The organism is Burkholderia sp. 4NA327C6, assembly GCF_005502655.1.
In the GTDB taxonomy this organism is placed as follows: domain Bacteria; phylum Pseudomonadota; class Gammaproteobacteria; order Burkholderiales; family Burkholderiaceae; genus Burkholderia; species Burkholderia contaminans.
On record NZ_SCNZ01000080.1, the window covers coordinates 1 to 21,866 of the forward strand.

The 21,866-nt window shown below is 66.0% G+C and carries 18 protein-coding genes and 1 pseudogene; 2 read left to right on the forward strand and 17 right to left on the reverse strand.

Annotated features, from left to right (window positions below; all coding sequences use genetic code 11):
- The 4 genes and pseudogenes from FFS49_RS39885 to FFS49_RS39900 all read right to left on the reverse strand — a co-directional run.
- A pseudogene (locus FFS49_RS39885) lies at positions 1-197 on the reverse strand (acetyl-CoA C-acetyltransferase); the annotation flags it as partial.
- A 99-nt stretch (positions 198-296) separates the two neighbouring features.
- Positions 297-2,162, reverse strand: a complete 1,866-nt coding sequence (gene phaC, locus FFS49_RS39890) for a class I poly(R)-hydroxyalkanoic acid synthase (RefSeq protein WP_105818533.1) — start codon at positions 2,160-2,162, stop codon at positions 297-299.
- 360 nt (positions 2,163-2,522) lie between these two features.
- A complete protein-coding gene (pgeF, locus tag FFS49_RS39895; protein WP_105818677.1) occupies positions 2,523-3,362 on the reverse strand; it encodes a peptidoglycan editing factor PgeF in 840 nt (279 codons plus the stop codon).
- Positions 3,363-3,368: 6 nt separating this feature from the next.
- Entirely contained in the window at positions 3,369-4,577 is a 1,209-nt protein-coding gene (locus FFS49_RS39900) for an RluA family pseudouridine synthase (RefSeq protein ID WP_046545839.1), read from the reverse strand.
- 41 nt (positions 4,578-4,618) lie between these two features.
- Here FFS49_RS39900 and FFS49_RS39905 point away from each other — a divergent pair, with 41 nt between their 5' ends.
- Entirely contained in the window at positions 4,619-5,443 is an 825-nt protein-coding gene (locus FFS49_RS39905; RefSeq protein ID WP_039360216.1) for an outer membrane protein assembly factor BamD, read from the forward strand.
- Positions 5,444-5,562: 119 nt separating this feature from the next.
- Here FFS49_RS39905 and FFS49_RS39910 read toward each other — a convergent pair whose 3' ends face one another.
- From FFS49_RS39910 to FFS49_RS39920, 3 genes are all read right to left on the reverse strand, one after another.
- The gene (locus tag FFS49_RS39910) at positions 5,563-7,809 is read right to left on the reverse strand and encodes an ATP-dependent DNA helicase (protein WP_047850795.1); all 2,247 of its coding nucleotides are present in this window, start codon (positions 7,807-7,809) and stop codon (positions 5,563-5,565) included.
- A 55-nt stretch (positions 7,810-7,864) separates the two neighbouring features.
- Complete coding sequence (locus FFS49_RS39915; RefSeq protein ID WP_006478692.1) at positions 7,865-8,080, reverse strand: YdcH family protein; 216 nt, start codon at positions 8,078-8,080, stop codon at positions 7,865-7,867.
- A gap of 76 nt (positions 8,081-8,156) precedes the next feature.
- Positions 8,157-8,909, reverse strand: a complete 753-nt coding sequence (locus FFS49_RS39920; RefSeq protein WP_071334575.1) for a hypothetical protein — start codon at positions 8,907-8,909, stop codon at positions 8,157-8,159.
- 160 nt (positions 8,910-9,069) lie between these two features.
- On the opposite strand from FFS49_RS39920, the gene FFS49_RS39925 reads away from it, so the two are divergent.
- Complete coding sequence (locus tag FFS49_RS39925; RefSeq protein WP_105818534.1) at positions 9,070-11,394, forward strand: Tex family protein; 2,325 nt, start codon at positions 9,070-9,072, stop codon at positions 11,392-11,394.
- A gap of 107 nt (positions 11,395-11,501) precedes the next feature.
- On the opposite strand, the gene FFS49_RS39930 is transcribed toward FFS49_RS39925, so the two are convergent.
- The 10 genes from FFS49_RS39930 to FFS49_RS39975 form a co-directional block, all read right to left on the reverse strand.
- Entirely contained in the window at positions 11,502-13,418 is a 1,917-nt protein-coding gene (locus FFS49_RS39930) for a potassium transporter Kup (RefSeq protein ID WP_039360232.1), read from the reverse strand.
- 276 nt (positions 13,419-13,694) lie between these two features.
- Positions 13,695-14,291 (reverse strand): phosphoribosyltransferase, encoded by a 597-nt coding sequence (locus FFS49_RS39935; RefSeq protein ID WP_039360235.1) that lies wholly within the window; start codon positions 14,289-14,291, stop codon positions 13,695-13,697.
- A 7-nt stretch (positions 14,292-14,298) separates the two neighbouring features.
- Entirely contained in the window at positions 14,299-15,645 is a 1,347-nt protein-coding gene (locus FFS49_RS39940) for an adenylosuccinate synthase (protein ID WP_039360238.1), read from the reverse strand.
- A 113-nt stretch (positions 15,646-15,758) separates the two neighbouring features.
- A complete protein-coding gene (locus tag FFS49_RS39945; protein ID WP_047850793.1) occupies positions 15,759-16,907 on the reverse strand; it encodes an ATP phosphoribosyltransferase regulatory subunit in 1,149 nt (382 codons plus the stop codon).
- Between the two features lie 114 nt (positions 16,908-17,021).
- Positions 17,022-17,213 carry a DUF2065 domain-containing protein gene (locus FFS49_RS39950; RefSeq protein WP_011352254.1) on the reverse strand — a complete coding sequence of 64 codons (192 nt, stop codon included), beginning with the start codon at positions 17,211-17,213 and terminating at the stop codon, positions 17,022-17,024.
- A gap of 36 nt (positions 17,214-17,249) precedes the next feature.
- Positions 17,250-18,149 carry a protease modulator HflC gene (locus FFS49_RS39955; RefSeq protein ID WP_105818535.1) on the reverse strand — a complete coding sequence of 300 codons (900 nt, stop codon included), beginning with the start codon at positions 18,147-18,149 and terminating at the stop codon, positions 17,250-17,252.
- Between the two features lie 15 nt (positions 18,150-18,164).
- On the reverse strand, positions 18,165-19,490 hold the full coding sequence (hflK, locus tag FFS49_RS39960) for an FtsH protease activity modulator HflK (RefSeq protein ID WP_105818536.1): 1,326 nt from the start codon (positions 19,488-19,490) through the stop codon (positions 18,165-18,167).
- A 47-nt stretch (positions 19,491-19,537) separates the two neighbouring features.
- Complete coding sequence (gene hflX / locus FFS49_RS39965; protein ID WP_171026909.1) at positions 19,538-20,713, reverse strand: GTPase HflX; 1,176 nt, start codon at positions 20,711-20,713, stop codon at positions 19,538-19,540.
- Positions 20,714-20,785: 72 nt separating this feature from the next.
- The gene (gene hfq, locus FFS49_RS39970) at positions 20,786-21,025 is read right to left on the reverse strand and encodes an RNA chaperone Hfq (protein ID WP_006399927.1); all 240 of its coding nucleotides are present in this window, start codon (positions 21,023-21,025) and stop codon (positions 20,786-20,788) included.
- 154 nt (positions 21,026-21,179) lie between these two features.
- A partial coding sequence (locus tag FFS49_RS39975; RefSeq protein WP_137951064.1) for a GTP-binding protein occupies positions 21,180-21,866 on the reverse strand: 687 nt, incomplete at its 5' end.

Genomic DNA, 21,866 nt, shown 5'->3' on the forward strand with positions numbered 1-21,866 from the left:
GCCGGGTTCTGCCCGGAACCGGCCGTCAGCACCTGGCCCATGATCACTTCGCTGACCTGCTCGGGCTTCACGCCCGCACGCTCCAGCACCGCGCGGATCACCGTCGCGCCCAGGTCGGGCGCCGCAATCTTCGCAAGCGAACCGCCGAATTTGCCGACCGCGGTCCGCGCGGCCGATACGATCACTACGTCCGTCATTTCCCTTTCCTCCAGGCCCGCACGACACGGCGCATCGCTACCGGCCCTGTTAAAAAAACTGCGGTGCACCGGACAGCCTGCGCCGCTGTCCGGTTTTCGTCAATCGCGCTGCAACACGTAACGGCCCGGCGCCGGCTCGATCACCGGGAACTGCGCGTTACCGGGCTGGGTGGGCGGCTCCACCTTGCGGCCGCCGTACTGGTCGAGCCATTCGACCCAGGTCGTCCACCAGCTTCCTGGATGCTCGATTGCACCGGCGAACCAGTCGTCCGCCGATTCGGGCAGGTCGCTGTCGTTGACCCAGTAGCTGCGCTTCTTCTTCGCCGGCGGATTGATCACGCCCGCGATGTGCCCCGACGCGCCGAGCACGAACTTCAGCGGGCCCGACAGGATCGACGTGGACGCATAGGCCGTCTGCCACGGCACGATGTGATCCTCGCGCGAACCGTAGATGAAAGTCGGCACGTCGATCAGCGTCAGGTCGACCGACTCGCCGCACACGGTCAGCGCGCCCGGCTCGCGCAGCTTGTTCTCGAGATAGGTATTGCGCAGGTACCACGCGTACATCGGGCCCGGCAGGCTCGTCGAGTCGCTGTTCCAGTACAGCAGGTCGAACGGCGCCGGCGTGCGGCCCTTCAGGTAGTTGTCGACGACGTAGTTCCACACGAGGTCGTTCGGCCGCAGGAACGAGAACGTGTTCGCGAATTCGACGCCGCGCATCAGCCCCGGCTGCGTGCCGTTCTTGCCGCCGATGGTCTGCTCGCGCATCTGCACGTGCGCTTCGTCGACGAACACGTCGAGAATGCCGGTGTCGGTGAAGTCGAGCATCGCGGTGAGCAGCGTCATCGACGCGGCCGGATGTTCGCCGCGCGCGGCAAGCACCGCGAGCGCGGTCGCGAGCATCGTGCCGCCGACGCAAAAGCCGAGCGTGTTGATCTGCTCGCGGCCGCTGACCTGCTGCACGGCGTCGATCGCCGCGAGCAGGCCTTCGTTCATGTAGTCGTCCCACGTCTTGTGCGCGACCGATGCGTCCGCGTTGCGCCACGACACGAGGAACACCTGATGGCCGTTCGACAGCGCATGCGCGACGAGCGAATTCTCGGGCTGCAGGTCGAGGATGTAGAACTTGTTGATGCAAGGCGGCACGATCAGCAGCGGACGCTCGAACACCTTGTCCGTCTTCGGCGTGTACTGGATCAGCTGGATCAGGTCGTTCTCGTAGACGACCGCGCCTTCAGTACACCCGAGGTTCTTGCCGACCACGAACTGCGATTCGTCGGTCTGCGAAATCTTGCCGCGCTGCATGTCGCCGAGCAGGTTCATCATCCCCTGCCGCAGGCTTTCGCCCTGCGTTTCGAGGATCGATTTCTGTGCGTCGGGATTGAGTGCGAGGAAGTTGCTCGGCGCGGCCGCGGCCGTCCATTGCTGGACCGTGAAACGAATGCGCTCGCGCGTCTTCGGATCGGTCTGAAGCGCGTCGGCCAGTTCCTGCAGATAGCGCGCGTTGAGCAGATACCAGGCCGCCGCGAACGCATGCGCCGGCGACGCCTTCCACGCGTCGCCGCTGAAACGGCGGTCCTTCAGTTCGGGCGACTCGAGCTTCGCCGCGGCGGCCTGCTGCATCAGCGCCATGCAATCGCGCGCATAGTCGGCCTGCAGCGCCTGCAGCCGCTCGGGCGGAATCGCGGCGGCCGGCAGCTTCAATCCGGCGAACGGCGACGCCATCGCGCCGAAATCGGGCATCGACGGCATCTGGAACGGGAACGATGTCGGAAACTGGAATGTCGCGAACGGATTCACGGTGGCAGACGCAGTCGCGGCGCGTGCCGGATCTGCAAAACCGCGCCACGCGTTCAACCACGATTCGAACATCTGCTGCATCGGCTGGGCGGCCGGATCGAAACCAATGCTGCCCGGGGAAGTGCCCGCCTGAGCGGACGTCGACGATTTTTTCGATGCTGTCATTACCTGCCTTACCGGTGATTCGTGAGCGTCTATCGTGAAATCCTGCTCGCGCGCGGCATGCCGGCTGCGAGCCGGGCCGTCATGCTCTGGAGAGGCGCCTCCAGATTCTGCCGCAGTGCGGTATTTTTATCATTATCGTTTTCCCCATGTGAAGCGCGATGTCAAACCGCTGAACATTTCCGTACGGAGATAATCCTCGCACAACAGACGGGACAAGGGTTCCGGCGAAACATAAACCATTTGGGTTGACTTGACTTCGGGATTTTTCATTCAATCGCGAATGCAGCGCGGCGTGGCAGCCAAAATATCGAGATAACCCGATTTTGCGACGCAATAAACGCCACGTGCATGCGCATTCCGTCAATCGGCCAGCCAGATCGCTGCTGCCATGCGGCCCGTCACGCGATCGCGCCGGTACGAATAGAAGCGTGCCTGCTCGGTGACCGTGCAGGCCGTCCCGCCGCTCACGTGCGCAACACCCGCGCGCGCGAGACGCAGGCGCGCAAGCGCGTAGAGATCGGCGAGAAACTTGCCCGGCGCGCCATCGATCGCGACGAACGCAAGCCGGGTTTCATCATGCTCCGACTGCGGAGCCGTGTCGAGAAACGCGTCACGCACGTCGGCGCCCACCTCGAACGCCCGCGGGCCGATCGCCGGCCCGAGGTACGCATGAAGCGCGTCCGTCGCAGCGCCCGCGAGTGCCGCGACACGCGCCGCGGTCTGCTCGACGATGCCGGCCGCCAGCCCGCGCCAGCCCGCATGTGCGGCGCCGACCGCGCGGCCCTGCGTGTCGCACAGCAGCACGGGCAGGCAATCCGCGACCATCACGACGCACACGGCACCCGCCCGGTCGGTGACGCTCGCGTCGGCCTGCACCGGCGCCGTAGCCATCGGCGCCGCCGCGATCACCTCGTCCGCTCGGACGATTTGCGCGCCGTGAACCTGCTCGAGCCAGGCAGCATTCGACTGGCCTGCCAGCGCCAGCAAGCGCGCGCGATTCCCGGCGACATGGGCCGGGTCGTCACCGGTATGCAGGCCGAGATTCATCCCGCCCGGCAGCGCGTCGCCGCCCTGCCAGCGCCCGTACGGGCCTTCGCTCACGCCGCCGTCACGCGTCGTGATCAGCGCGCGCACGCGCGGCGACACCTGCCAGTCGGGCTGCACGCAGTCCTGCCACGTCAACGGCGCCAGGTTCGTCATCGGCACTCACTCCTCCTCATCGTCCAGGTACGGCTCGTCATCGTGATACTCGCCGCCGAAATCGTCATCATCGTAGACACCGTCATCGTCGTCGAATTCCTCGTCACCCTGCCCGAAGCCGAGCGCCGCGACGAGTGCGTTCATGTCGTCCGGCAGCGGGCAGCGCCATTGCATCGCCTTGCCCGTGACCGGATGCACGAGACCGAGCCGCCATGCGTGCAGCGCCTGCCGCGCGAACCCGTCTGGCAGCGGCGTGACCGAGCGCTTGCCGCGCGCGCGCCCGTACACGGGATCGCCGAGCAGCGGGTGCCCGGCGTGCGCGCAGTGCACGCGGATCTGGTGCGTGCGACCGGTCTCGAGATCGCACTGGATCGCCGAAACCGGCTGACGTTGCCACAGGCATGTGTCAACCGTGCGGAAATGCGTGCGCGCGGGCTTGCCCGATGCGCCCGTGACGACGGCCATGCGCGTGCGTTCGCGCGGATCGCGGCCGATCGGCGCGTCGATCGTGCCTTCCTCGGGCATCGTGCCCCACACGAGCGCGAAATAGCGGCGCTTCACCGTGCGGGCCTGCAACTGGCGCACGAGGTCCGTCTGCGCGGCCAGCGTGCGCGCCACCACCATCAGGCCCGACGTCTCCTTGTCGAGCCGGTGGACGATCCCCGCGCGCGGCAGGCCGGCCGCCGCATCGCCGTAGCGATGCAGCAGCCCGTTGAGGATCGTGCCGCTCCAGTTGCCGGCGGCCGGATGCACGACGAGGCCGGCCGGCTTGTTGATGACGACGAGCGCATCGTCCTCGTAGATCACGTCGAGCGGCACCGGCTCAGGCGTAAAGGCGAGCTGCTCGGGGAGTAGGTCGGGCACGAGTTCGATCTTCGCGCCGAGCGGCACCGGCTGGCGGATCTTCGCCGGCGCGCCGTCGACGAGCACGCGCTGCGCCTCGATCCAGCTCTGGAGGCGGCTGCGCGAGAATTCGGGGAACAGTTGGGCGAGCGCCTTGTCGAGGCGCTCGCCCGCGAGCGACATCGGCACTTCGACGACGCGCGGTGCTTCATCGACCGCTGCGGACGGCACGACGGGCGGCTGCATTGCGTCGCCAGTCAGATCGTCATCGAGGGAATCCCCCGAGGCAGCGTCGGCGGGCCGATCGCTTGGGCTATAATCTTCGCGATTTGGTGTGCCCGGCTGGGCATTCTGCGAACTTGAACGGGTCATTTAGACTGGGTCACCGAGACTTGAAGCTAGGACATGCGAGCATGATGAATTCGACCAAACGCACGGCCAGAACCGTCGCCGCCCGGGCTGCGGCGGTAGCGGCCGCGGCCCTCATCGCCGGCTGCCACGGCTTGCCGCAGAAGCAGGACGAGACGGCTACCTGGTCGAACAACAAATTATACTCAGAGGCCCAGGACGCACTGTCCGGCGGCGACTGGGGCAAGTGCGCGAAATATTTCGAATCGCTGCAAGGTCGCGATCCGTTCGGCCATTTCGCGCAGCAGGCGCAGATCAACGTTGCATACTGCAACTGGAAGGATAACGAAGCGGCCGCCGCCGACCAGGCCGTCGATCGCTTCATCCAGCTCCACCCCGATCATCCGGATATCCCGTACGCGTACTACCTGAAGGGGATGATCCACTTCAACGACGATCTCGGCCTGTTCGGCCGCTTCTCCGGCCAGGACATGAGCGAGCGCGATCCGCAGGCACTGCGCGAATCGTACGATGCGTTCAAGGTCGTCGTCGACCGCTTCCCGAAGAGCAAGTACGCGCCCGACGCCGCCGCGCGGATGCGCTACATCGTCAACGCGCTCGCATCGCACGAAGTGCACGCAGCCGACTACTACTACCGGCGCGGCGCCTACGTCGCGGCCATCAACCGTGCGCAGCTCGCGATCAAGGACTACAAGGGCGCCCCGGCGATCGAAGACGCGCTGCACATCATGATCCTGTCGTACGGCAAGCTGAACCAGCCGGAACTCGCCGAGGACACGAAGCGCGTGCTCGCCGGCACGTTCCCCGACAGCCCGTACGTCACGGGCCACTCGCGCCCCGGCTCGAAGAAGTCGTGGTGGCAGTTCTGACGAACGCCCCGTACAGCCCGCGCTGCACGAAAAAAACCCGGCCATCGAGCCGGGTTTTTTTATTGGCGCCGCATTCAGGCGGCACCGGTGCAATCGCGCGACGCTCGCCGCACGCACCGTCAGGAGCGCTTTGCCGAACGGTGCTCGTCGAAGAAGTCCTGAACGACCGCGATCTCGCGGGTCCGCTTGAACGGCGGCAGGCTCTGCCAGATCCGGCGCCCGTAGGGTTTGTCGACGAGCCGCGTGTCGCAGATCATCAGCACGCCGCGATCCGTTTCCGCGCGAATCAGCCGGCCCGCGCCCTGCTTCAGCGTGATCACGGCCTGCGGCAGCTGGTGCACGGCGAACGGGCTCAGCCCCTTCTTCGTCAGCGCGTCGAGCCGCGCGGCCAGCACCGGATCGTCCGGCGGCGCGAACGGCAGCTTGTCGATCACGACGAGCGACAGCGCGTCGCCGCGCACGTCGACGCCTTCCCAGAAACTCTGGCTGCCGACCAGGATCGCGTTGCCATATGCGCGGAAGCGGTCGAGGAGCTCGGTACGGCTCGCATCGCCCTGCACGAGCAGCGGCGTGTTCCAGCCGCGCGACTCGATCACGTCGCGCAGCTTCGACGCGATCCGGTCGACCGCGCGCAGCGTCGTGCACAGCATGAACACGCCGCCACCGGACGCCTCGATCGCCGGCAGCGCGGCGTCGAAGACGGCGTCGGTAAACGCCGGCGAAGACGGTTGCGGCAGGTTGCGCGGCACGTACAGCAGCCCTTGCGACTGGTAGTCGAACGGGCTTGCGAGCGTCATCGAGCGACGCGAGCTGAGGCCCATTTGCGCCGCATAGTGCGTGAAGTCGCCGCGCACCGACAGCGTGGCCGACGTGAACACCCAGGCACGCGGCACGCCCGCGCGCTGCTTGGCAAAGATCGGCGCGACCGACAGCGGCGTTTCGTGCAGCTGGACCGTATGCGCGAACACTTCGACCCAGCGCACCTTCTCGTTCGGATCGCCGTCGGATGCCGCCTTGTCGCCGGCCGCTGTTGCATCGGCCTTTGCCGCCGCTTCCGTCGCGCCGGGTGCGACCCAGCCGGCCAGCAGGTCCTGCAGCTCGCGTGCGCGCCGCAGGCATGCGCCGAGCGATTCCGCCCGCTCGGCCTGGCTGGCAAGCGCCGACGCCAGCGCGTCGAGCGCAGCCTCGAGCGCATCGAGCGCGCCGAACATCGGGTGATCATCGCCGAGCTGGGCGAGCGACATGCGGACGATCTGGTCGTTCGCGAACGCAAGGCGCAAGTCGCGCGCCGCGCGCTCGAGATCGCCGCCGAGCTTCACCCACTCGACCGCGTCGCGGGCGTGGCTCAGGCCTTCCGCCACCGTGTCGCGGGCGAGCTCGAGGATCTGCGTCGTCGACAGCGTCTCGCCGAAAAACAGCGTCGCCGTTTCGGGCAACTGGTGCGCTTCGTCGAAGATGACTGTGTTCGCGTTCGGCAGCAACTCGGCCATCCCCGTATCGCGCAGCATGATGTCCGCGAAGAACAGGTGGTGATTGACGACGACGACGTCGGCCTGCTGCGCCTCGCGCCGCGCCTGCATCACGAAGCATTCCTTGTAATGCGGGCATTCCTGGCCGAGGCAGTTGTCACGTGTCGACGTGACCATCGACCACACGGGCGCCGTTTCCGGCACGCTCGCGAGCTCGGCTTTGTCGCCGCTCTTCGTGATCTTCGCGAAACGGACGATTTCCTGCAGATAGGCCGTATCCTGCCGCGACGGCAACCGGCCGTTGTCGGCCGTGCGTTGCAGGTAGTAGTGGCACAGGTAGTTGGCACGGCCCTTCAGCATCGCGACCGACACCGGCACCGCGAGCGCGTTGCGCACGGTCGGGATGTCGCGCGCGAACAGTTGGTCCTGCAGGTGTTTCGTGCCGGTCGACACGATCACCTTGCCGCCCCACAGCATCGCGGGCACGAGGTAAGCGTAGGTCTTGCCGGTACCCGTGCCGGCCTCGACGATCAGCGTGTTGTCGCCGGCATCGCTGTCGACTTCGGCTGCCGCGGCGTCCGCGCCCGTTTCGGCTGCCTTGTCGCCGTCGCCGAGGCGACGCGCCGGCCGCTTGCGGGTTTCGAAGATCTCGGGCTCGGGCATGCGGCGCGCCGACGCTTCCATCGCGGACGCGACGGCGCGCGCCATCTCGATCTGCGACGTACGCGGCCGATAGCCGTCCAGCGCGCGCGCCAGCAATCCGCCTTCGCCGAAGATCGTGTCGAGTTCGTCGACGCGCTTGCGGCTCAGCTCAAAGGTGCCTTCGGGCGCACGAGCGCGCCCGGCAGGCGACACGTCGCGCCGGGCATCGGGGGTGGCTTCAAGCGGTGAATTCAAGGCAAGCGTTCCTGTGTCCAGCGCCCGGGCGGCGCCGGCGCTTGCCAGGCCGCGCTCAGGCGCGCTTATCCGGTTCCAGCTGCGATTGCAGCAAAATGATTTTGTCCTTGGCCGCCAGCTTTTCCTTCTTCAGCCTGTGCAGCGTGATGTCGTCGATGTCGGAGTGCCCTTCCTTCAGCTCGATCTCCCGAGCGAGCTGCTGGTGCTGCTCCTGCAATGCAGCCAAACGGTTGTGCAATTCCTGCTGCTGTTCCGTGTGACGGTTTTGCATACTTGCCTCCTCATCGAAGCAGCGCGCCGACCGGCGTGCCAGCGCGCCCGAGACTGGTCTCGATCAATCCAACACGTTACTGCCCCTGCTGTTGCTTCTGCTGCGCCTTCTCGGCCGCTTCCTTCTGACGCTGCTCGACATCGGCCTTGTGCTGCACGGCTTCCTTCTGCTTCTGCTCGTAGCGCGCGGCGTTGTCCGCCCGCTCCTGCGCCTTCTGCGCGGCCTGCTGGTGCGCCTGGTCGAGCTTACGCTGGAAGTCGCCCTGCTTCTGGTCGTATGCCTGCTTGTTCGCCGCGCGCTGCGGCCCTTCCGCGCCGCGCTGCGCCTGCTTCAGCGCATTCTGCTCCTGCTTGTCGCGGAATGCAGCCGCGTTTGCCGCGTCGTTCGCCGCGCGCTGCGGTGCTTCCGCCGCGTTCTGCGCCGCCTTCAGCGCCTGTTGCTGGTCGCGCTGCTGCGCACGCACGGCCCGCTGCTCGTCGTTGAGCGCGAGTTGCTCCTGGCGGATGCTCGCCCGCTCGTCGCGCATCTGTTCACGTGCCTTGCCGAGACAGTGATTGACGAAGAACTTGCTGTAGCAATCGTGCTCGGCCACCGCATAACGATAATCGTTTTCTGCGGAACGTTGATTGAGCACTTTTTGACGGGCGTCGAAATCCGGTGCGGCCGTGGCCGTCACGGGCGCAGCCGCGGCGGCGGCCGGCGCGGTCGCATCCGAAGCTTGCGCGAACGCGCCGGAAGGCCCGGCAGACAAAGCCGCGGCGAGCGCTGCGCCGAGCGCGACGAGAGAAATTCGGGAAGTTGGCAACGTCGTAGGAAAGCTGCGGGACATGTGTCAAATTCTATCACCCCCGGCTGGACGCTCCGCCATTTATGGCAAAATGCCCCGCTTCACTCACCCGCGGCATCCGGCCCGACGGGCCCGCCACGCAGCCCGCCGCTTCGGGCCTGCCGGCCCCCGCCGCGATTTCAGCAGGCAGATCATCCACGACATGACGGAAACCGTAGCACTCAAGATCGTACAGCGCATCGCCACCGAACTGTCCGTCCAGCCGCGCCAGGTCACGGCGGCAGTGCAACTCCTCGACGAAGGCTCGACCGTTCCGTTCATTGCCCGGTACCGCAAGGAAGTGACCGGCAACCTGGACGACACGCAGTTGCGCCAGCTCGAGGAACGCCTCCTGTATCTGCGCGAGCTTGAAGATCGCCGTGCGGCGATCCTGTCGAGCATCGACGAACAGGGCAAGCTGACCGACGAACTGCGCGCCGCGATCGACGCGGCCGACAGCAAGCAGGTGCTCGAAGACCTTTATCTGCCGTACAAGCCGAAGCGCCGCACGCGTGCGCAGATCGCCCGCGAAGCCGGCCTCGAGCCGCTCGCCCGGGCCCTCCTCGCGAACCCGCTGCTCGACCCGCAGGCCGAGGCAGCCGCGTACGTCGACGCCGAGAAGGGTGTAGCCGACGTGAAGGCCGCGCTCGACGGCGCGCGCGACATCCTGTCCGAACAGTTCGGCGAGACGGCCGAGCTGCTCGGCAAGCTGCGCGACTACCTGCACAACCAGGGCGTCGTGTCGTCGGCCGTCGTCGAGGGCAAGGAAAACGAGGAAGGCGAGAAATTCCGCGACTATTACGACTACGCGGAAACGATCAAGACCGTGCCGTCGCACCGCGCCCTCGCGCTGTTCCGTGGCCGCAACGCGGGCGTGCTGACGGTCAAGCTCGGCCTCGGCGAAGAACTCGACGCGCAGGTGCCGCATCCGGGCGAGGCGATGATCGCGCGCCATTTCGGCATCGCGAACCAGAACCGCCCGGCCGACAAATGGCTGTCCGACGTATGCCGCTGGTGCTGGCGTGTGAAGGTGCAGCCGCACATCGAGAACGAGCTGCTCACGCAATTGCGCGAAACGGCCGAAACGGAAGCGATCCGCGTGTTCGCGCGCAACCTGAGCGACCTGCTGCTGGCTGCGCCGGCCGGCCCGAAGGCCGTGATCGGTCTCGACCCCGGCCTGCGCACGGGCGTGAAGGTTGCTGTCGTCGACCGCACCGGCAAGGTGCTCGCGACCGACACGATCTACCCGCACGAGCCGCGCCGCGACTGGGATGGCTCGATCGCGAAACTCGCACGCATCGCCGCGCAGACGCAGGCCGAGCTGATCAGCATCGGCAACGGCACCGCGTCGCGTGAAACCGACAAGCTCGCGAGCGAACTGATCGCGAAACACCCGGAGCTGCGCCTGCAGAAGATCGTCGTGTCGGAAGCCGGCGCATCGGTCTATTCGGCATCCGAGCTGGCCGCGAAGGAATTCCCGGAACTCGACGTGTCGCTGCGCGGCGCCGTCTCGATTGCACGCCGCCTGCAGGATCCGCTCGCCGAGCTGGTGAAGATCGAGCCGAAGGCGATTGGTGTCGGCCAGTACCAGCACGACGTGAACCAGCGCGAACTCGCCCGCTCGCTCGACGCGGTCGTCGAGGACTGCGTGAACGCGGTCGGCGTCGACGCGAATACCGCGTCGGCCCCGCTGCTCGCCCGCGTATCGGGCCTGAACGCGACGCTCGCGCGCAACATCGTCGACTACCGCGATGCAAATGGCCCATTCCCGTCGCGCGAGCACCTGCGCAAGGTGCCGCGCCTCGGCGACAAGACCTTCGAACAGGCCGCCGGCTTCCTGCGCATCAACGGCGGCGAGAATCCGCTCGACCGCTCGTCGGTGCACCCGGAAGCGTATCCGGTCGTCGAGCGGATACTCGCGAAGATCAGCAAGCGCATCGACGACGTGCTCGGCAACCGCGAAGCGCTGTCGGGTCTGTCCCCGGCGGAATTTGTTGACGAACGTTTCGGCCTGCCGACCGTGCGCGACATCCTGTCCGAACTGGAGAAGCCGGGCCGCGATCCGCGCCCCGAATTCAAGACCGCGACGTTCCGTGAAGGTGTCGAAAAGGTGTCGGACCTCGTGCCCGGCATGACGCTCGAGGGCGTCGTGACGAACGTCGCCGCGTTCGGCGCGTTCGTGGACATCGGCGTCCACCAGGACGGCCTCGTCCACGTATCCGCGATGTCGACGAAGTTCATCAAGGATCCGCACGAAGTCGTGAAAGCCGGCCAGGTCGTCAAGGTGAAGGTGCTCGACGTCGACGTGAAGCGCCAGCGCATTGCGCTGACGATGCGCCTCGACGACGACGCGGCGGCGCCCGGCATGTCGTCGCGCGGCGGCCAGGATCGCGGCAACGCGGGGCGCGGCGCGGCGCGCCCGCAGCGTTCGCGCGAGCCGGAACCGGCTGGCGCAATGGCTGCAGCGTTCGCGAAGCTGAAGCGCTGAGCATTCGCCAGCTTTCGCGACAGACAAAAAAGCCCGCCGAAAGGCGGGCTTTTTCATGACTTCGGCAAATACGGCGCGCGGTTGAACGGCCCGCGCGCCGCCCTCGATCAGATTTCGATCTTCGTCCCGAGTTCGACCACGCGGTTCGCCGGGATCGAGAAGAAGTCGGTCGGCTTCGCAGCGTTCTGGTGCATCCATGCGAACACGCGCTCGCGCCAGATCGACATCCCGGGCAGATGCGTCGGCACGACGGTTTCGCGCGCGAGGAAGAACGACGTATCCATCAGCTCGAACGTCATGTCGTGCGTGCGGCCGAATTCCTCGAGCACGGCCTTCACGTCCGGCGTCTCGTTGAAGCCGTACTCGGCCTTGACGATATACAACCCGCCGCCTGCATCACGCGAGGACTGGCGCTTGTCGTCTCGCACGTAAGGAAAGTCGCGCGTGACGAACGTGAGGAAAATGGTGCGCTCGTGCAGCACCTTGTTGTGCTTCAGGTTGTGCAGCAGGCTGACGGGCACGAGCTTGTCGTTGCCGGTCAGGTAGATCGCGGTACCCGACACGCGATGCGGCGGATGCGCGAGCAGCCCCTGCAGGAACGGCTCGAGCGGGATACCGTCGGCCGCCGTGCGCTCCTTGACGATGTGACGCCCCTTGTACCAGGTCATTAGCAGGAAGAACAGCAGCGCGCCGATGCCGAGCGGCAGCCAGCCGCCCTGAGCGACCTTCAGCAGGTTCGCGCCGAAGAAGCCGAGGTCGACCGCGAGAAACACCGCGATGATCGCGCCGACCAGCAGCCGGTTCCAGTTCCACACCTTCACCATCACGACCGCGGCGAGCACGGTCGTGATCACCATCGTCGCCGTCACCGCGATGCCGTACGCAGCCGCGAGGTTGTCGGAGCTCTTGAAGCCGACGACGATGCAGAGGATCACGAACAGCAGCAGCCAGTTCACGACCGGCACGTAGATCTGGCCGATCGCCAGTTCCGACGTGTGCAGCACCTTCATGCGCGGCACGTAGCCGAGCTGGATGGCCTGCGACGTCAGCGAATACGCGCCCGAGATCACCGCCTGCGACGCGATCACGGTTGCGACCGTCGACAGCACGACGAGCGGCAACAGCCCCCATTCGGGTGCCAGCAGGAAGAACGGGTTCTCGATCGCCTTCGGATTCTGGATCAGCAGCGCGCCCTGGCCGAAGTAGTTCAGCACGAGCGACGGCATCACGAGCCCGTAGGCGGCGATGCGGATCGGCTTCGCGCCGAAGTGGCCCATGTCCGCGTAGAGCGCTTCCGCACCGGTCAGCACCAGCACGACCGAGCCGAGCACGACGTAGGCCTGCAGCAGGTGATCGGCCATGAACGACGCCGCGTAATACGGGTTGATGGCCGCCATGATGCCCGGCACGCGCACGATGTGGTACACGCCGAGCGCCGCGATCACGACGAACCACAGCACCATGATCGGGCCGAACAGCTTGCCGACCAGCGCGGTGCCGTGGCGCTGGATCCAGAACAGCGCGATCAGGATCACGATCGTGATCGGCAGCACGAGATGGGACAGGTGCGGCGTCGCGATTTCGAGACCTTCGACCGCGGACATCACCGAGATCGCCGGCGTGATCACCGCGTCCCCGTAGAACATGCACGCGCCGAAGATCCCGAGCGCCATCAGCGCGCCCGCGACGCGGGTCTTCGAGTCGAGCGGCCGCAGCGACAGCGCCATCAGCGCGAGCACGCCGCCTTCGCCGTTGTTGTCCGCCCGCATCACGAACAGCAGGTACTTGATGCCGACCACCAGGATGATGGCCCAGAACAGCAGCGAGATCACACCGAGAATCGATGCTTCGGTGAGCGGAATGCCGTGTGCGGGGCTGAACGCCTCCTTGAGCGAATACAGCGGGCTGGTGCCGATGTCGCCGAACACGACGCCGATGGCTGCTATCGCTAGCGCCCGCATCGAATGTTGTTGCGTCGAATGCGGCGCGTGTGCTGCGTCGGTCGCGTGGATCGTGTCGTTCATATGAAGCGTAATAATCGGGTCCGGGTCGGACAAAACGAGCGCTATTCTACTCGCGCCCCCGTGAAACGCCGTCCTGCTCTGTTGCCTTGTAGCCACGTGATCCACGCTGCGCATGCAATCCGGCGCGAGCTGTGGCAGGGCTGCCAATCATAGCCGGGGCAGCGGCGTCTGCCTACCGGATCCACGGTGCGCGCGGCGCCAGCGCGTACGGCGCCCCAATGAAAAACGGCGCCGCAAGCGGCGCCGTACAAGGCTTTCCTTCGATTGGCCGGCCGCTTATGCGCCCGAGCCCTCGCGCTGTGCGCGACCGCGCTTGATCCACGCCTCGAGGTTGTGCGGGCGAACCGTGTCCCACTCCTCGAACGGCTGATGAATCCACGGATTCGTCGGCAGAAACTGCGTGTGATAGTCGGGCTTGACCTTCGAGCAACCCTTGTACCAGAGCACGGCCGAGCGCACGGCCGTCACCGACGGGTAGCGCTCCTTCAGGTGCTCCTGCACACGCGCAAGCGTGACGCCCGAATCGACGAGATCGTCGACCAGCAGCACGTTGCCCGCCAGGTTGCCGCGCGTCATCGTGATGTACTGCGCGATATCGAGGTCGCCCTGCTCCGTGCCGGCCGCTTCGCGGTACGAACTCGTCGCGAGGATCGCGAGCGGCACGTCGTAGATGCGCGACAGTTGATCGCCGACGCGCAGGCCGCCGCGCGCGAGGCACAGGATCTGGTCGAACTTCCAGCCCGATGCATGCACCTGGAGCGCGAGCAACTCGATGAGACGGTGATACTCGTCCCAGCCTACCCACAGGTTCTTGTCGTCGTTGCGCGGATCGGTCATCAAGTCTGCCGCCGTCATCGTGATTTGCTGCGTCATCTGAAAATTACACCTTGAACGGATGGCGGAGCAGGATCGTTTCGTCGCGGTCCGGACCCGTCGACACCATGTCGACCGGCACGCCAGCCACTTCCTGGACACGGGTCAGGTAAGCCTGCGCGTTCGCCGGCAGGGCTTCCCACGTCTTGATGCCGACCGTGCTTTCCTTCCAGCCGGCAAACGTTTCGTATACGGGCTCGCAACGGGCCACGTCAGCGGCACCGCGCGGCAGGATGTCCACATCCTTGCCGTCGATCTTGTAGCCGACGCACAGCTTGACTTCGTCGAGGCCGTCCAGCACGTCGAGCTTCGTCATGCACAGGCCCGACACGCCGTTGATCTGGATCGAGCGGCGCAGCGCGGCTGCGTCGAGCCAGCCCGTGCGGCGCGGACGGCCGGTGACCGAACCGAATTCCTTGCCGACATTCGCGAGCGTGACGCCAACCTGGTCCTGACGCTGCGGATTGTCCGCATCGTACAGTTCGCTCGGGAACGGGCCCGAGCCGACGCGCGTGCAATATGCCTTCGTGATGCCGAGGATGTAGTTGAGCTTCTGCGGACCCACGCCCGCGCCAGCCGACGCCGCACCTGCGACGCAGTTGCTCGACGTGACGAACGGATAGGTGCCGTGGTCGATGTCGAGCAGCGTACCTTGTGCGCCTTCGAACAGCAGGTTCTGGCCCGCATTGTTCGCGTCGTACAGGCGGCGCGACACGTCGGCCACCATCGGCTTCAGGCGGTCGGCATAACCCAGCATCGTGTCGAGCGTGGCCTGGAAATCGACAGCCGCGCCGCCCAGGTACTGGGTCAGCACGAAGTTGTGGAAATCGAGGTTTTCGCGCAGACGGTCGGCGAAGGTCTTCGCATCGAACAGGTCCTGCACACGCAGCGCGCGGCGGCCGACCTTGTCTTCGTACGCGGGGCCGATGCCGCGGCCCGTCGTGCCGATCTTGCCCGCGCCCTTGCGCGCTTCGCGCGCCTGGTCGATCGCGATGTGGTACGGCAGGATCAGCGTCGTGGCTTCGGAAATGAACAGGCGGTCGCGCACGTTCACGCCGGCTTCTTCCAGCTCGCCGATTTCCTTGAACAGTGCTTCGGGGGACAGGACGACGCCGTTGCCGATGTAGCAGGCGACGCCTTCACGCATGATGCCCGACGGAATGAGGCGCAAGATCGTTTTCTTGCCGCCGATGATGAGGGTGTGGCCGGCGTTGTGACCGCCCTGGAAACGCACGACGCCCTGAGCGTGGTCCGTCAGCCAGTCGACGATCTTGCCCTTGCCTTCATCACCCCATTGCGTTCCCACGACGACGACATTGCGCCCGGGAGTCACGTTCACTGCGCTGGCAGACATGTTGATTCGTTAGCTGGTTAAAAACGTATTCTACCTATGTTCGCGGGCGATTCCGAATTTTTCCGTTTCGCTTCAACGATATGCACGCCGAAGCAGGTCCCGCGAACGCCTGTTTATCGGGGTTCGACCACCCATGCGCCGTTGCGCTCGACGAGCGACCGGTCGCACGCGAATTCGTCGAGCACATGATCGTGACCCGGCAGCGCCTGGATCACGACCTCGCCCGAATCGCGCAGCGCCGCGACGGCCGCGCTCAGCGCGTCGTCCTGTGCCCACGGCGCGAGAATCGCGGTGCCGCGCGCCTCGACCGGCGAAATTCGCGCGAGCTCGCGCAGGTCGAGCGAGAAGCCCGTAGCCGGACGGGCACGGCCGTACGCCTGACCGACGTGGTCGTACCGGCCGCCCCGCGCGATCGCGTTCGGCACGCCATCGATGTAGGCGCTGAACATCGCGCCGCTGTGATACGCATAGCCACGCAGGTCGCCGAGATCGATCGCCACCTCGGCCCCCTTCGCCTGCGCCGCGAGCTGCGCCAGATCGTCGAGCGCCCGCGTGATTTCGGGCAAGACCGGCAAGCGTGCGCGCGCCTCGGCGAGCACGCTCGCGTCGCCATAGAGATGCGGCAGCGCGCGCAGCGCGGCGCGCGTATCGGCACCGAGATCGTCGGTGAGCTCGTTCAGCAGCGGCACGTCCTTGCCCGACAGCGCGTCGTACAGCGACTCGCCGCGCTCGGCGGCCTGCGCATCACGCGCCAGCAGCGCCGCGAGCACGCCCGCGTGGCCGAGGTCGAGACGGATGCGCGACAGGCCCGCGAGATGCAGCGCGTCGAGCATCAGTTGCTGGATCTCGAGGTCGGCCTCCAGGCCTGCATGCCCGTAGATTTCGGCGCCGATCTGGATCTGCTCGCGCGTCGCGTGCAGGCCGCGCGGACGCGTATGCATCACGTGGCCCGCATAGCAGAGGCGCGTCACGCCCTGGCGGTTCAACAAGTGCGCGTCGATCCGCGCGACCTGCGGCGTGATGTCTGCGCGCAGGCCGAGGGTGCGACCCGATAGCTGATCGACCAGCTTGAAGGTGCGCAGGCGCAGGTCGGCGCCACCGCTCGTCAGCAGCGACTCGAGATACTCGAGCAGCGGCGGCATCACCATTTCGTAGCCATATGAACGAAAGCGGTCGAGCAGCCTGCGGCGCAGTTCTTCGATCTTGCGCGCTTCCGACGGCAGTACGTCGGCGATATTCTCGGGAAGTAACCAGGTCGACATCGGTACGGTCCTACGACGGGAAACAGCGCGCGACACGCGCGCCGCGATGTGAATCGGAAATGCTGAATTCGGGCGGGACGAACGGCGGATGCGCCGTCCGGATCAGGTCCCCGGTCAGGTAGCGAGCAGCAGCAGTATGAGCCCGAGCACCATCACGATCAGCCCGCCGATCCGGATATGATGCGGCGGACGCTCCGCTATTCTACGAAACGTGTCGCGCCAGGCGACGGGAAACACGAAGGGGAACGCCCCCTCGATGATCAGCATCAGCGCTACTGCGAGCAACAACGAGCCAGCCAGGTCCATGCGAGCGACGGCGCCGCTCGACGCGGCGCCCCAAGGTCAGTGTTTGCGGGGAGCAGGCGCCGCCGGTGCGGCACCGCCCGTCGGGCTGCGCATGAAGCGGAAGAACTCGCTGTCGGGATCGACGACGATGATGTCGTTGCGCTTGAACGTGTTCCGGTAAGCCTGCAGGCTCGCGTAGAACTGGTAGAACTGCGGATCGCGGCCGAACGCGTCGGCGGCAATCGTGGCGGCCTTCGCGTCGCCCTCGCCCTTGATCGTCTGCGCGGACTTGTACGCGTTCGCAAGCACGGCCTGCTGTTCGCGTTCCGCGTCCGCCTTGATCTGTTCGACGTCAGCCGCGCCTTGTGCACGCACCTGCGCCGCCTGATCGCGCAGCGCGCCGATCATCCGCTGATAGACGGCATCGGTCTGCGCAGCGGGCAAGTCGACGCGCGTCAGCTGGACGTCGATCACGTCGACGCCGAAACCAGCCGCCTTCGGCTTCACTTCGTCGCGGGCCGCATCGGCGATCGCACGCTGGCCGCCGAGCGCGTCGTCGAGCGCGCGCTTGCCGAACGCGTCACCAAGTGCGCTCTTCAGCGCGCCGGCGAGACGGTCGCCGGCTGCCGACGGGTCACCGCCCGTCGTCGTGAAATACTTCATCGGATCGCTGATCCGGTACTTCACCGCGTAGGCGACGAGCAAGTCGTGCTTGTCTTCGGTTGCCAGTTGCAGCGGATCCGACGACTCGAGCGATTGCAGGCGCGTGTCGATCAGCGTGGCCGTCTGCAGCGGCGGCGGCAATTTGAAATGGATACCGGGGTCCGCGAGTTCGGGCTGCGCGCCATCACGCCCCGACAGCACGGCCGCATGGCGCGGATCGACGGTGAGGACTGTCGACGATGCCGCGAAGGCAACGATCACGATTGCGACGACGAGCGCAATGATTCGGTTCATGTTCTGCGCTCCCCGTTACTTCAGATCGTCTTCGCGCGACCGGCTGCGAAAGGCCTCGCGCGACCGCAGCACGTCGGTGCCCGACGCCGCGCTCGCTGGCGCCGCTGCAGCCGGCGCGACCGCCGCCGGTGCCGACGCCGCATCGGGCACGGATGCGCCCGTGGACGCCGCGGCGTTTTGTCGCCCCTGCTCGACGAGCTTGTCGAGCGGCAGATAGACGACACTGTTGCCGCCCTTGTTGCCGACGAATACCTTCGTCGAATTCGAATAGATTTCCTGCATCGTCTCGAGATACATCCGCTCGCGGATCACCGCGGGCGCCTTCGAGTACTGCGCATAGACCTGCTTGAAGCGGTCGGCATCGCCTTCGGCTTGCGTGACCACGCGATCGGCATACGCCTTCGCTTCATCGACGAGCTTCGCCGCATCGCCCTGCGCCTTCGGCAGCAGGTCGTTTGCATACGTCTGCGCGGCGCGCTTCGCGGCCTCGCGCTCGTCGCGTGCCTTCGCGACTTCACCGTACGCGGCCTGCGTCTGCTCGGGCGCCGCAACGCTCTGCATCGTGACGGCCGTCACCTCGAGCCCCGACTGGTAGCGATCGAGGTCGCGCTGGATCGCGGCGGAGAGCTGCTCGCGCAGTGCGTCGCGGTCCTGGTTCAGCACGTCGGCGGCGCTACGCGTGCCGACGATCGCACGTACCGCAGCCTGGGCGGCCTGCGAGACGCTGCGCTCGGGGTCGACACTGCGGAACAGGTAATCGGTCGCGGAACGGATGCGGTACTGGACGATGAAGCGCACGTCGACGATATCGGCGTCGCGCGTCAGCATCGCGGCTTCCTTCACGTTCGCGAGACGCACGACGTTGTTGCGGCCGATTTCGATCGAGCGGACCTGCGACGTATCGACGATCTCGTGCGACGCGAACGGATACGGCGCGCGCCAGTGCACGCCCTGGCCGACCGTGCCCGACAGCTTGCCGAGCTGCAGCACGACGCCCGTCTGCCCTTCCTGCACGACGAACAGCCCGCTGCCCGCGTAGACCGCGACCAGCACGCCGATCACGATGCCCACGCCGACGCGCGCGGCACGCCCGTTGTCAGGACGGAAGCCGTTGCCGCCCTTGCCGCCGAACAGGCCGTTCAGGCGCCGGTTGAAGTTGCGCCACATCTCGTCGAGATCGGGCGGACCATCGCCGTCGCCGCCTTGCGGCCGCTTCGATTCGTTCGGGCGGGGACGGGATCCGTCTTTGCCATTGCCTTCGCCGCGTCCCCAGCGGGGATCGTTGATCGACAGCAAGGCGCGCATCCGCCGCCAGGTACTCCGCTCGTTGTATTCGTTCACCAGAGTTTGTTCACCAGATTAGACGCCGGCGAACCGGCCGGGACCGGTTAGCGCCCGTGTTCGGAAATCGTGTGGTCTTCGTGTGGTTCAGCGGGCGCGCCGTCGAGCGCGCCGTTGGGTAACGTCGCGCTGGAAAGGTGTTCCGCGGAGGCGATTTCGGCGATGGCGGCACGCAACGTATCAAGACCCTGACCGGTGCGCGCGCTCAAAAAGACGCGCGAAATATTACCATACTCGTCCCGCTCGACCGCGTCGCCGCGGGCCGCCAGCTCAGGCACGGCGTCGATCTTGTTGAACACCAGCACCTGGCGGATCGTGTCCGCGCCGATCTCGTGCAGCACGCCGTTGACCTGCTCGATCTGTTCAAGCCTGACCGCGCTCGACGCATCGACCACGTGCAGCAGCAGATCCGCGTGGATCGTTTCCTCGAGGGTCGCGCGGAATGCGGCGACCAGCTGGTGAGGCAACTCGCGGATGAACCCGACCGTATCCGACACGACGATCTGGCCGACCTCGTCGCCGAGGTACACGCGCCGCGACGTCGTATCGAGCGTGGCGAACAGCTGGTCGGCCGCATAGGCCTGCGCCTTCGTCAGCGCGTTGAACAGCGTCGACTTGCCCGCGTTCGTATAGCCGACGAGCGACACCGACATCGTGCCGCTGCGCGCGCGCTGGCGGCGTTGCGTGCTGTGTTGCCGGCGCAACCGGTCGAGCCGCGACTTCAGCATCTTGATGCGTTCGCCGATCAGCCGGCGGTCGGTTTCGAGCTGGGTTTCACCGGGGCCGCGCAGGCCGATACCACCCTTCTGCCGCTCAAGGTGGGTCCACGCGCGAATGAGCCGCGTCGACAGGTACTGAAGCTGCGCGAGCTCGACCTGCAGCTTGCCTTCGTGGCTGCGGGCACGCTGTGCAAAGATGTCGAGGATGAGGCTGGTGCGATCGACCACGCGCCTGTTAAGTGCCTGCTCCAGATTACGTTGCTGGGCGGGCGCCAACGCGTGGTTGAAGATGACGATTTCGACGTTGTGCGCGTCACAGGCGAGCCGGAGTTCTTCGGCTTTGCCGCTGCCGATGAACATCTTGGCATCGGGACTGGAGCGACGACCCGTGAGGGTGACTGCGGGACGGGCCCCCGCGCTGGAGGCGAGAAGACTGAGTTCTTCGAGACTGGCTTCGAAATCGGTCTTGCCGAAATCGATGCCGACGAGCGCTGCGTTGATCAAATTTTCAGGTGTCAAGATAAGGCGGCTGGCATCGGTCGCTCGCGGCGACCGGATGCCGGCCGCTGCGATAGGTTAGGACGAGGCTTCCGCGTCCGGGTGGAAATTCACCGGGCGCGCCGGCACGACCGTCGAGATGGCGTGCTTGTACACCATCTGGGTCACCGTATTACGGAGCAACACGACGTACTGGTCGAACGATTCAATGTTCCCTTGAAGCTTGATGCCGTTGACGAGGTAGATCGAAACGGGAACGTGCTCTTTGCGCAGTGCGTTCAAAAACGGGTCTTGTAACAATTGCCCTTTGTTGCTCATGGCGTACTCCATCTTTTTTTGCAGGTTGATCTGGACTGGCGGCGAAGAAAAAGAGATCCGGCGCCAATCGCTACACTATAGCCGATTTTAACTGGCCCGCCCGGGGCGTAGGCCTTGCGGCCAACCCCTTGCGTGACGCGTGTAACAGACGTCTTCAGCTCTTGTCCGCGTACGGATTGTTCGACGAACGGAACTCTATGCGCAATGGAGTCCCTGTCAGTGAGAAAGTTTCGCGGAACCGGTTTTCCAGGTAACGCTTGTACGTTTCCGTCACGGCGTCGAGCGCGTTACCGTGGATGACGATGATCGGCGGATTCTGGCCGCCCTGGTGCGCGTAGCGCAGCTTCGGACGCACCGGGCCGCGACGGCGCGGCTGCTGGAACTCGACCGCCTCGATCAGCGCGCGCGTGAGCTTCGGCGTCGGCAGCTTCGCCATCGCCGCCGCGTACGCGTCGTCGACCGAGCGCATCAGCGTACCGATGCCGGTCTTCTTCGTGGCCGAAATGAAATGCGATTTCGCGAAGTCGAGAAATTTCAGCTTGCGGGTCAAATCCGCTTTCGCGCGATCGCGCGCATGCTCGTCAAGGCCGTCCCACTTGTTGACGCCGATCACGAGCGCGCGGCCCTGCTCGACGACGAAGCCGGCGATGTGCGCGTCCTGGTCGGAAATGTCCTGCTGCGCATCCAGCAGAAGAATGACGACGTTCGCGTCGGAGATCGACTGCAGCGTCTTCACGACCGAAAATTTCTCGATCGCTTCGAATACCTTGCCGCGGCGGCGCAGGCCGGCCGTGTCGATCAGCGTGTATTTCTTGCCGTTACGCTCGAAGTCGACGTAGAT